Annotated in this window: 11 protein-coding genes and 1 pseudogene; 7 read left to right on the forward strand and 5 right to left on the reverse strand. The window is 63.6% G+C overall.

The genetic code is table 11. From position 1 onward, the window contains the following. Positions 1-11: 11 nt before the first annotated feature. The 7 genes from E6O51_RS15795 to E6O51_RS15825 all read left to right on the forward strand — a co-directional run bounded on the left by E6O51_RS15795 (position 12) and on the right by E6O51_RS15825 (position 7,714). Positions 12-881: a branched-chain amino acid ABC transporter permease gene (locus E6O51_RS15795; protein ID WP_136385967.1), complete on the forward strand. Its 870-nt coding sequence runs from the start codon at positions 12-14 to the stop codon at positions 879-881. Positions 882-883: 2 nt separating this feature from the next. After that, positions 884-1,831: a branched-chain amino acid ABC transporter permease gene (locus E6O51_RS15800; RefSeq protein WP_136385968.1), complete on the forward strand. Its 948-nt coding sequence runs from the start codon at positions 884-886 to the stop codon at positions 1,829-1,831. 68 nt (positions 1,832-1,899) lie between these two features. Beyond that, a complete protein-coding gene (locus E6O51_RS15805) occupies positions 1,900-3,105 on the forward strand; it encodes an ABC transporter substrate-binding protein (protein WP_136385969.1) in 1,206 nt (401 codons plus the stop codon). Between the two features lie 440 nt (positions 3,106-3,545). Next, positions 3,546-4,574, forward strand: coding sequence for an amino acid ABC transporter substrate-binding protein (locus tag E6O51_RS15810; RefSeq protein WP_136385970.1), 1,029 nt, complete (start codon positions 3,546-3,548; stop codon positions 4,572-4,574). Between the two features lie 71 nt (positions 4,575-4,645). After that, positions 4,646-5,830 carry an amino acid ABC transporter permease gene (locus tag E6O51_RS15815; protein ID WP_230976811.1) on the forward strand — a complete coding sequence of 395 codons (1,185 nt, stop codon included), beginning with the start codon at positions 4,646-4,648 and terminating at the stop codon, positions 5,828-5,830. 4 nt (positions 5,831-5,834) lie between these two features. Beyond that, positions 5,835-6,929: an amino acid ABC transporter permease gene (locus E6O51_RS15820; protein WP_136385971.1), complete on the forward strand. Its 1,095-nt coding sequence runs from the start codon at positions 5,835-5,837 to the stop codon at positions 6,927-6,929. 56 nt (positions 6,930-6,985) lie between these two features. Next, positions 6,986-7,714 (forward strand): amino acid ABC transporter ATP-binding protein, encoded by a 729-nt coding sequence (locus E6O51_RS15825; protein ID WP_168735299.1) that lies wholly within the window; start codon positions 6,986-6,988, stop codon positions 7,712-7,714. Positions 7,715-7,788: 74 nt separating this feature from the next. On the opposite strand, the gene E6O51_RS15830 is transcribed toward E6O51_RS15825, so the two are convergent. The 5 genes and pseudogenes from E6O51_RS15830 to E6O51_RS15850 form a co-directional block, all read right to left on the reverse strand. Next, entirely contained in the window at positions 7,789-8,214 is a 426-nt protein-coding gene (locus tag E6O51_RS15830) for a hemagglutinin repeat-containing protein (RefSeq protein ID WP_136385973.1), read from the reverse strand. Positions 8,215-8,238: 24 nt separating this feature from the next. After that, the gene (locus tag E6O51_RS15835; RefSeq protein WP_136385974.1) at positions 8,239-8,652 is read right to left on the reverse strand and encodes an antitoxin YezG family protein; all 414 of its coding nucleotides are present in this window, start codon (positions 8,650-8,652) and stop codon (positions 8,239-8,241) included. Positions 8,653-8,658: 6 nt separating this feature from the next. Next, positions 8,659-8,952: pseudogene (locus E6O51_RS15840) on the reverse strand (DNA/RNA non-specific endonuclease); the annotation flags it as partial. Positions 8,953-8,964: 12 nt separating this feature from the next. After that, on the reverse strand, positions 8,965-9,453 hold the full coding sequence (locus E6O51_RS15845; RefSeq protein ID WP_136385976.1) for an SMI1/KNR4 family protein: 489 nt from the start codon (positions 9,451-9,453) through the stop codon (positions 8,965-8,967). 1 nt (position 9,454) lies between these two features. Further along, positions 9,455-11,506, reverse strand: a 2,052-nt coding sequence (locus tag E6O51_RS15850; RefSeq protein WP_136385977.1) for an HNH endonuclease signature motif containing protein, incomplete at its 5' end; no start/stop codon positions are given.

Raw genomic sequence — 11,506 nt, forward strand, 5'->3', positions numbered from 1 at the left:
AGTACCCATCCATGACCCTGCTCGACTTCCTCAACTTCTACCTGGTGCCGGGCATCGTGCTGGGCGCCATCTACGCGGTGGGCGCCATCGGCATCACGCTGGTGTTCGGCATCCTGCGCTTCGCCCACTTCGCCCACGGCGACATGACCACGCTGGGCGCCTTCGTCGCGCTGGCCCTGGTGGGTACCGGCATGAACCCGTGGGCGGCGCTGCCGCTGGCGATGATCATTACCGCGGCGATCGCCATCGGCGTGGATCGCACCTTCTACGACTACCTCGCCAAACGGCCGAAGATCGTCACCGTGATGGCTTCGCTCGGCGTGGCACTGATGCTGCGCTCGGTGGTGCAGGTGGTGTGGGGCGTGGACCCCACCACCTACGCCAGCGGCATCGTGCGCCCGAACGATTACTTCGGCATCCTGCTGCGCCCGCGCGAGCTGTACACCCTCGGCGCGGTGGCGCTGATCGTGGTCGGCCTGGAACTCTTCCTGCGCAGGTCCAAGTGGGGCAAGGCCATGCGCGCCATGTCGGACAACCCGGATCTGGCGCGCCTGTCCGGCGTGGACAACCGCAAGGTGACCATGCTCACCTGGGCCATCGTCGGCGCCCTGTGCGCGGCCGCCGGCTTCATGCTCGGCATCAACACCGAGGTCCATTCCATGATGGGCTGGCACCTGCTGCTGCCCATGTTCGCCGCCGCCATCCTGGGGGGCGTGGGCCGCGTGCAGGGTGCGGTGCTGGGCGGGCTGGTGGTGGGGGTGGCCGAGGAGCTGTCGGTGTTCATCCTGCCCGCGCAGTACAAGGCCGCCACCGCCTTCGCGCTGCTGCTGCTCATCCTGCTGGTCCGCCCGCGCGGGCTGCTCAACGGTAAGGTGCTGTAACCATGGACCTGATCGGCCTCGCCAACTACGCGGTCTTCATAGCCATCCTGATCGGCATCTACGCCTTGCTGGCGCTGGGCCTGAACATCCAGTGGGGCTTCACCGGGCTGTTCAACGCGGGCATCGCGGGCTTCTTCGCCATCGGCGCCTACACTTCCGCCATCCTCACCAGCCTTCCCGCAGACCACCGCCTGGGCGGTTTCGAGCTGCCGCTGCTCGTGGGCTGGGCGGCGTCCATGCTGATGGCCGCGGCCATCGCCTGGCCCATCGGCAAGATCTGCCTGCGCTTCCGCTCCGACTACCTCGCCATCGCCACCATCGGCGTGGCCGAGATCATCCGCCTGGTGATCCGCACCGAAGGCTGGCTCACCGGCGGCGTGCGCGGCGTCACCGGCGTGCCGCGCCCCTTCGGCGACCTGCCCTACATGCAGTCGCAACTGGCCTACCTGGCCCTCGTCGTCGTGCTCGTGCTGGCCGCCTACCTGCTGGTGGAACGCCAGTTGCGCGCGCCCTGGGGGCGCATGATGCGCGCCATCCGCGACAACGAGAACGCCGCCGCGGCCATGGGCAAGCGCGTGGCCGAACGCCGCCTGCAGGCCTTCGTCTTCGGCTCCGCGCTGATGGGCCTGGCCGGCGCGCTGTTCGTGCATTTCAACCGCTCGATCACGCCCGAGGCCATCGACCCCATGATCGCCACCTTCCTGATCTGGATCATGCTGATCCTGGGCGGCTCGGGCAACAACCGCGGCGCCATCCTCGGCGCTGCGCTAATCTGGATCATCTGGTCGGTGTCCGAACTGCTCACCGATCGCCTGCCGACCGAGATTGCCATCCAGGCGAAATATGTCCGCGTGTTCATCATCGGCCTGACCCTGCAGCTCGTACTGCGCTTCCGGCCGGAAGGTATACTGCCCGAGCGCCAGTACGGCACCTCGCTGCCGCGCAAATAACCGCAGGCCGTACGCAGACAAGTCCATTTCAACCCCGTGCCCACCGGCACTTTCAGGAGGTGACGACAGTGAACAAGAAGACCATCGCAGCTTTCGCCGGGTCGCTGCTGGGCGCCGCTCTGCTGGCCGCCCCGGCCCACGCGCAGAACGTCCGTATCGGCCTGCTGGGCGGCATCTCCGGCCCCATCGCGGCCATGGCGCCATCCATGCTGGACGCCTCGCGCCTGGCGATCGCCCAGGTCAACGAGCAGGGCGGCATCCTCAAGGGCGGCAAGCTGGAGATCGTCGTCGGCGACAGCGCCTGCAACCCGCAGAACGCCACCGACGCGGCCACCAAGGCGGTGAACATCGACCGCGTGATCGCCACCGTCGGCCCGCACTGCTCGGGCGCGGTGCTGGCTGCCGCCAACTCGGTGACGGTCCCGGCCGGCGTGCTGCTGGTCACCCCGTCGGGCACCTCGCCCGAGATCACCAAGCTCAACGACAAGGATCTGGTGTTCCGCACCGTGTCCTCAGACGACTACCAGGGCCGGGCGCTGGCGCGCACGCTGAAGGCGCGCGGCACCACCAAGGTGGCGGTGGCCTACCTCAACAACGACTACGGCAAGGGCCTGGCCGAAGCCTTCCGGGCCGAGTTCGAGGCCGGTGGCGGCGTCATCGCCGGCTATTCCGGGCACGAGGACGGCAAGGCCTCCTACCGTTCCGACCTCGCCCAGCTCGCCCGCGGCGGCGCCGACACGCTGGTGCTCTTCGACTACGGCGACGGCACCGGTCTGACCATCCTGCGCCAGGCGCTGGAGAACGGCTTCTTCAAGACCTACATCGGCGCCGACGGCATGAAGTCCGAGGCGGTCATCAAGTCGATCGGTGCGCAGAACCTCACCACCTTCTTCTCCTCCGCTCCGGTGGGCGAGGCCTCCGCGGCCCTGGACCTCTTCCGCAAGGCCTTCTCGGCCGCGGGCGGCAACCCGGATGCGATCTTCACCACCACCTCCTACGACGCGGCCTTCCTGGTCGCACTCGCCATCGAGAAGGCGGGCGGCGACAAGGCCAAGCTGTCCCAGGCCCTGCGCGAGGTGGCTTCGGCGCCGGGCGAACCCGTCCTGCCGGGCGAATGGGCCAAGGCCAAGAAGCTGATCGCGGAAGGCAAGGACATCGACTACAAGGGCGCCGCGGGCGACCACGAGTTCGACCAGGCCGGCGACGTGCCGGGCGCCTACGCCTTCTTCAAGGTCAGCGGCGACACTTACGAGGCGATCTCCGAGATGAAGTGATCCATCCGTGGATGCACCCCGACGAGGGCCGCGCAGGGCAGACCTGCGCGGCCCTTTTTCCTGCTGCGCCGGGTTCCACGAACGACATATGCGCGTCACGAAGCGGTGCGCAGCCGCAGCATCGTGCACCAATGCGGTGCCCGACCGCCCCACCGCAGGGCGCGGCAGGCCTGGAAAGCCGATATTCATGGCGATTCATTGCGCCGCATCATATTGGCACGGGTTCTGCTTACAGGCTTCCTGCCCGGCATACTCCGGGCACCGTTCGCACCGATTAGGGATTTCCCTAGAGGCATTGCATACGCGGTTTTTCGGGCGAATACTCGATTTCCGCAGCTTGGCGATCGATCCGGATCGCAGGTTTACCGGCCGTGCGGGGACGACCCGTCCGTCATCGCGGCCCGCTCTTCCATTGCTGTCGATCACACTTGGAGGTATCAATGAAACTTCTCAAAACCACGTTGGCGTCCGCCATTGCCGTCGCCGCTTTCGGCCTGTCCACCCAGGCCAGCGCCGGCACCACGCTGGACACCGTCACCAAGAAGGGTTTCGTGCAGTGCGGCGTCAGTGACGGCCTGCCCGGTTTCTCCTACACCGACGCCAGGGGCGCCTACCTGGGGATCGACGTGGACGTCTGCCGCGCGGTGGCAGCCGCCGTGTTCGGCGACGCCAGCAAGGTGCGCTTCACCCCGCTGACCGCCAAGGAACGCTTCACCGCGCTGCAGTCGGGCGAGGTCGACATCCTGTCGCGCAACACCACCTGGACCAGTTCACGCGATGCGGGCATGGGCCTGAGCTTCGCCGGCGTGACCTACTACGACGGCCAGGGTTTCCTGGTGAACAAGAAGCTGGGCGTGAAGAGCGCCAAGGAACTGGACGGCGCCGCGGTGTGCATCCAGGCCGGCACCACCACCGAACTCAACCTGTCGGACTACTTCCGCGCCAACGGCATGAAGTACACCCCGATCACCTACGACAAGTCGGACGAATCGGCGAAGGCCCTGGAAGCCGGCCGCTGTGACGTGCTGACTTCCGACCAGTCCCAGCTCTATGCGCAGCGCATCAAGCTGGCCGTCCCGGACGACTACGTCGTGCTGCCGGAAGTGATCTCCAAGGAACCGCTGGGCCCGGTGGTGCGCCGCGGTGACGACGAATGGTTCGCCATCGTGCGCTGGGCGCTGTTCGCCCAGGTCAACGCCGAAGAGCTGGGCGTGACCTCGGCCAACGTGGAAGACCTGGCCAAGACCTCCAAGAACCCGGACGTGCGCCGCCTGCTCGGCGCCGAGGGCGAGTACGGCAAGGATCTGCGCGTGCCCAAGGACTGGGCGGTCAAGATCATCAAGCAGGTGGGCAACTACGGCGAGATGTTCGAACGCAACGTGGGCCAGGGCAGCGAGCTCAAGATCGCCCGCGGCCTGAACGCCCTGTGGAGCAAGGGCGGCCTCCAGTACGCCCCGCCGGTACGCTGAGAGCGCTACACGCCACCGCCTGAGGGCGGTGGCGTTTTTTCAACCTCCCCACGTCTTTTACGGGATCTGTCATGCAGAAACCGGTAACCGGGCCGTCCGTGCGCGGCTCGATGCTGACCGACCCGAAGATCCGCGCCTGGGCGTTCCAGATACTCGCCGTCGCCACCGTGGTGGCCGTCGGCTGGTACCTGTTCCACAACACGCAGAGCAATCTCGCGCAGCGCGGCATCACTTCGGGTTTCGCCTTTCTCAACAATCCGGCGGGCTTCGGCATCCTGCAGTCGCTCATCGACTACACGGAGGGCGATACCTACGGCCGGGTCTTCCTCGTCGGCCTGCTCAACACCCTGCTGGTGTCGGTGCTGGGCATCATCATCGCCACCATCATCGGCTTCGTCGTCGGCGTATCGCGCCTGTCGCCCAACTGGCTGATCAGCCGGCTGGCCGCGCTGTACATCGAGATCTTCCGCAACATCCCGCCGCTGCTGCAGATCTTCTTCTGGTACTTCGCGGTGCTGCGCGCCATGCCGCCGCCGCGCGACAGCCACGCCCTCGGCGAGGCCCTCTTCCTCAACATCCGCGGCCTCTACCTGCCCGCGCCCGCCGCGGCGGACGGCTTCTGGGCCTTCCTCGTCGCACTGGCGATCGCCGTGGCGGGCTGCGTGGCCGTCGCGCGCTGGGCGCGCCAGCGGCGCGAAGCCACCGGCCAGCGCTTCCCGGTGCTCATCACCTGTCTCGCCCTCCTCGTCGCCCTGCCCGTGCTCGCCGCCCTCGTGGCCGGCAGCCCGTTCACGTGGAGCGTGCCCACGCTCACCGGCTTCAACTTCCGCGGCGGCTGGGTGGTGATCCCGGAACTGGTGGCCATCACGCTGGCGCTGTCGATCTACACCGCAGCCTTCATCGCCGAGATCGTGCGCTCCGGCATCCAGGCCGTGAGCCACGGCCAGACCGAGGCGGCGCGCTCGCTGGGCCTGCGCCCGGGGCCGATCCTGCGCCTGGTGATCATTCCGCAGGCCATGCGCGTGATCATCCCGCCACTCACCAGCCAGTATCTGAACCTGGTCAAGAACTCCTCGCTGGCGGCTGCCATCGGCTACCCCGACCTCGTGGCGCTGTTCGCCGGCACGGTGCTCAACCAGACCGGCCAGGCCATCGAAACCATCGCCATCACCATGTCGGTGTACCTGGCGATCAGCCTGTCCATCTCGCTGCTGATGAACTGGTACAACAAGCGCATCGCGCTGGTGGAGCGGTAAGCCGATGAGCACACACGTCTTCAAACCCGATCTGCCGCCGCCGACCCTGTCGGTCGGTGTGCTGGGCTGGCTGCGCGCCAACCTGTTCTCCAACGGGTTCAACACGGCGCTGACCGTGCTGGCCGTCTACCTGATCTGGCTGATGGTGCCGCCGGTGATCCAATGGGCCGTCCTCGACGCCAACTGGAGCGGCACCACGCGCGAGGACTGCACGGCGGACGGCGCCTGCTGGGTGTTCATCCAGAACCGCCTGCAGCAGTTCATGTACGGCTTCTACCCGCTCTCGCAGCGCTGGCGGGTAGACCTCACCGTACTGGCGGCCGTGCTCGGCGCGGTGCCGATCTTCGTGCGCGCCATGCCCAGGCGCTGGATCTACGCCATCGGCTACCTGCTGGTATACCCCTGGCTGGCATTCTGGCTGCTGCACGGCGGGCTCGGCCTGCAGATCGTCGAAACCAGCCAGTGGGGCGGCCTGATGCTGACCCTGGTGATCGCCGTGGTGGGCATCGCCGGCGCCATGCCGCTGGGCATCCTGCTGGCCCTCGGGCGGCGCTCGCACATGCCGGCCATCCGCGTCATCTGCGTCACCTTCATCGAGTTCTGGCGCGGCGTGCCGCTGATCACCGTGCTGTTCATGTCCTCGGTGATGCTGCCGCTGTTCCTGCCCGAGCAGATCAGCATCGACAAGCTGCTGCGCGCGCTGATCGCGGTCACCCTGTTCGAGGCCGCCTACATCGCCGAAGTGGTGCGCGGCGGCCTGCAGGCCATCCCCAAGGGCCAGTACGAGGCGGCCGGCGCACTCGGCCTGGGCTACTGGCGCATGATGGGCCTGGTGATCCTGCCGCAGGCGCTCAAGCTGGTGATCCCCGGCATCGTGAACACCTTCATCGCGCTGTTCAAGGACACCAGCCTGGTCATCATCATCGGCCTCTTCGACCTCTTCAACAGCATCCACCAGGCCACCGTCGACCCCGCCTGGCTGGGCTTCGCCACCGAAGGCTACGTCTTCGCCGCGGCGGTGTACTGGATCTTCTGCTTCGGCATGTCGCGCTACTCGATGCGGCTCGAACGCCGCCTGCACACCGGGCACAAACGATAGGAACGCGTCGAAAAATGACTGACAACGCAAAGAACCACACCCTGGGCGACAAACTCATGATCGAGCTGCAGGGCGTCAACAAGTGGTACGGGGAGTTCCACGTACTGAAGGACATCAACCTCTCCGTGCGCCAGGGTGAACGTATCGTGCTGTGCGGCCCCTCCGGCTCCGGCAAGTCCACCACCATCCGCTGCATCAACCGGCTGGAGGAGCACCAGCAGGGCAGGATCGTCGTCGATGACGTGGAACTCACCTCCGACCTCAAGCACATCGAAGCCATCCGCCGCGAAGTCGGCATGGTGTTCCAGCACTTCAACCTCTTCCCCCACCTCACCGTGCTGCAGAACTGCACGCTGGCGCCCATGTGGGTGCGCAACATGCCCAAGCGCGAAGCGGAAGAGGTCGCCATGCACTACCTGGAGCGCGTGCGCATCCCCGAGCAGGCCGCCAAGTACCCCGGCCAGCTCTCCGGCGGCCAGCAGCAGCGCGTGGCCATCGCCCGCGCCCTGTGCATGAAGCCCAAGATCATGCTGTTCGACGAACCCACTTCCGCCCTGGACCCCGAGATGGTCAAGGAAGTGCTCGACACCATGATCCAGCTCGCCGAAAGCGGCATGACCATGCTGTGCGTCACCCACGAAATGGGCTTCGCCCGCACCGTGGCCGACCGCGTCATCTTCATGGACCGCGGCGAGATCATCGAACAGGCCCCGCCGGAAGAGTTCTTCTCCAATCCGAAGAACGAACGCACCAAGACGTTCCTGGGGCAGATCCTCAATCACTGAGGGCAAGACCGGTCCACGCAAAGCGCGCGTTCGCTACGGAAGGAACGGCGTGGCCATGCGGTATTCACCTGGCACTAACCTCGATTGGGTGTCAGGTGAATTCTTGATCTGTACAGATCGAGTCCCGAGCTCGATTGCTTGCTGGCGTAGCGGCTCATGTCTTGCAGCGTTTCGATGAGCAGATCGCCGCCGATGTTCATGAGCACGGTGTCGCCCGCGAGCTGCGCGCCCTTCAGGGTGGTGTCGCGCCCGCTCTGGACCGTGAGGCTGTCGGTGGCGGTGATGAGGGTGTTGTCCCACACGGTTTCCGTGCCGTTGGCCCGGCCTTTGGCCTGCCCGGCGTTGAGCTGGATCGAGAAGCCGGTCTGCTGACCGAAGCCGAAGGTGACGCCGACCCCGGCGCTGCTGCTTTTGTTGGTGTTGCGCAGCGTGCTGGTGTTGGCCGCCGCTTGCAGGTGGATGTCGCGCTGCGCGGCAAGCCTGATCTCTTCGGAAATCAAATGACTACGGCCCCTTTGGCCGTTTCACTCCTCCTCGGACGTTCCCAACTGACCAAGCGACCGATTGATTTCTTCTCCCGAGATCAATTCATCGGTCTCTTCGTAGCCCTCCGGTTTGTCGTAGTCATACTCGATGTTGAATTTTCCGCTCGGGTAGAGCGTGAACGTTAAGCCCCAGATGCGATGACCAGTCGTCTTCAGAAGAGTGTCGCGGAGAAAGAGCGCAGCGTCTAAACCTTCCCAAAGCGCTGCTTGATCTTCTTCAAAACCACCATGCTCGTCGATGTCTCCTTTAAAAAACAGCCACTGGGACCCTCTTGCCATTTTCGCAAGCATACTAATGTTGCAGCCTGCAGAATCCCATGCGCGCTTTCCAATAAATGCCAACACATACTTAGCAAGTGCGTTATATGCGCCCTCAACATTATCGAATTGCATATTCCCTCACTGAATAAATCTGTATGGAATTATTTTCCCGTCTACAGTTGCAAATACTTTGAATTCATTCGGCCTCACCCCACTGCCGACCGGATACCCCACCTCGATCTTCACGCTCACCTCCTTGCCGGCCTTGAGCGCATCACGCAACTCGTTCTCCATCGCTTTCCAGTCGCCGCGGTTCAGGGTCGAAGCTTGCGGCACGATGTTGATCTTGTCACCTGCGCCGCCCAGGCTGGACGCAATCAGGTGGCCGCCCTCGTCACCGATTTCGCCGCATTTCCCGGTCGCGCATTGCTGGTAGGTACTGCGTTACGGGTTGGGAAGATTGAACCAGTTTGGATCGTCAACCAATCTCCGGAAAAATCCAACCAGCGAATCGCAAATTCTTCCACCGTTAGACATTTTTTCACCCCACATCCAATAGACTGCATTTGGATTATCGCTATTGGGATGAAGACATAGAAAAAGATCAACATCACGTTGAAGAAAAGGCAATGTCTGTGCCTCTATTTGGCTATACGGCATTAGCCATTCTGAGGCACCATCAATAATTGCTACAATTTCTCGTGGACTTGCAATGTAATTATAGTCTGCTACTGCTCCGCTGTTTCCCGTTTGCAACTGCCCCCATCCTACTTCCATATAGAACTGCCTAAGTTCAGCGGGGAAAGCAATATTTAAGGAATTTTCTGCTTCGTTAATTTCTGACAAACCGACAGGAAGAAAGAAATTCTCATGCAACCCAATAATTTTATTGGACTCTGGATCGCGTTTTAAATGGCGCATAAATTCATACATATCATTGAACTCCAGACTGCAGATCTTTTAGTGGGCCTTTGTGTATTGCCGTGTGTTGTGCTTGTGTAGCTGGAATTATGTTCCACCATGCGGCTGGCCCTCCATTTGAAACTGGAATAACATGATGCGCCTGTGCAAGCTGGGTTGTAACTTGCCCGTTACGACTAACCTCTACGGTCGGCCACTTTTGCCCTGTCTGCTGCTCCCATTCAGCTATCAGTTTCGCCCTTTGGCTATTAAACTCACCGCGTAGTATCGCGTTTTCTGCTGGTGTTAACGTGACAGAATGATCCACATTTCTGACCTCTGTGGCCAGTGCACTTCGTTGGACATCCCCAAGTCGATAACCCGTCTGGATTTCGATGTCATCTACGTATTTTTTGACTAAGTGATTACTTTCATTGATAAGCCCACGATTTACCTCGGCGATCTTCTCAACCGCCTTGACGGTCTCGCCAGCCTCATAAAGCGCCTTGGCCTCCTTGATGAGAGCCTTGGCACCGTCGCCCACCGGGCCGAGCGCCCCGATGATCGCCAGCGCGTAATCGAATTTGGCTTCGGCTTCCGCGACAGCTTTGGCGTCACCGACGCCCGGCGTCAGATCGAGTGCCAGATTGCCGGTGAACCTGATTACGTCCGCCACTAAGGCAATGGCCTGCTCATCGTAGTGCGGTACGTTGATGACGTTCTTGAAGCTTTCCCGTTCCGCAAGGGCCGTGTACTTCTCCAGACCGGCCTTCAGGTCTTTTACGTACTCCGCATCTCCTTTGCCGCTGTAGCTATCCAGCGCCACCAACATTTCGGCGTACTTCACCGAGCATTCGGCGCTGCTGCCATTGGCGTAGCAGGCGTCCCGCAGTTCGGTGTCGCGTCTCTGGTCGAGCGCATTCCATTCGTCGCGGGTCTTGCAGGCGGCCTCATCTCCGTCTGCGCAAGCGCGGGCCGCCTTACGGCGCTCTTCGTTTTCGGCGTGGGAGAGATAGTTGTTCGTCACCCCCACGAAGGCCGTACTGGCCCCAGTGGCCGCCCCCTGGGTATCCCCGGCCAGCGTGCCGACCGCCGCGCCGGCCAGCGCGGCCCCCAGTTGCAGCAGGCTGTCGTGTTCGGCCTTGCGCTTGACCGCTTCTTCCGAACTGATGCCCGCCTCGTTGTAGTCGTAGCCGTTTTCCTTGAGGTAGGCGGACAGTTCCTTGGCGAGCAGTTCCTGTCCGGCACCGGCCAGGGCACCCGCGGCGAGATTGCCGTCGCCCACCTTGGCCGAGATCAGCCCGACGAGACCATGCAGGGCGAGCTTCTGGGGTGAGCCTTCTTCCCAGTCGTACTTCTTTGCCAGATCCCCCACGGCACCGGCCAGCACCGCGCCGACGAGCTTGGCCGCTTCCTGGTTCTCCCGGTGTTCCCGGATGTCCTGCTCCAGCACCTGGGCCTGTTGCAGGGTGAGCGCGTTGGTCAGGCTCTGGTTGGCCGTGGATGGGTCCCGGGTGGTGAGTTCTTCGGCGGTGCGTTGGCTTTGTTGGTCCTTTGTTTCGTCACCCGTGCCGGTGAGCGTGATGTTCGCCGGGCTGATCACGCTCAGGGTCTGGCTCGTTTCGTCCCGGTCTTCCGGCAGGGCGGCGTTGGCGTCCAGGTTGGGCAGGAGCGTGTTGGTGGCGCTGTGGGCGAGGTTGGTCGTCGCCGTATTGGCGGCGGCGTAGGAGAAGCCCACGCTGCTGCTGGAGGATTGCGTGCTCTGGATGTTCTCCAGGTCGCGGCTGGTGAGGCTCGCGGTGGTGAGGGTGTTCTGCTCCGCGGGGGCGGCGCTGGTGATCGCCGCGCCCACGAGTTCGGTGCCGCCTTGTACCGTGATGTCGAAGCCGCCTTCTCCGGCGGCGATGCCGCTCTGGCCGACGGCCGAGCGGTAGTTGTGCTTGATCTGCTGTTTGCTGCTGGTGTAGGCGGCGGACTGGACGAAGGAGCCGTAGCAGATCGGCGGGATGCACAGGGAGAGGTCGAGCCCCGAGCTCGATTGCTTGCTGGTGTAGCGGCTCACGTCCTGCAGCGTTTCGATGAGCAG

This window comes from Pseudothauera rhizosphaerae (genome assembly GCF_004801305.1).
GTDB lineage: Bacteria > Pseudomonadota > Gammaproteobacteria > Burkholderiales > Rhodocyclaceae > Pseudothauera > Pseudothauera rhizosphaerae.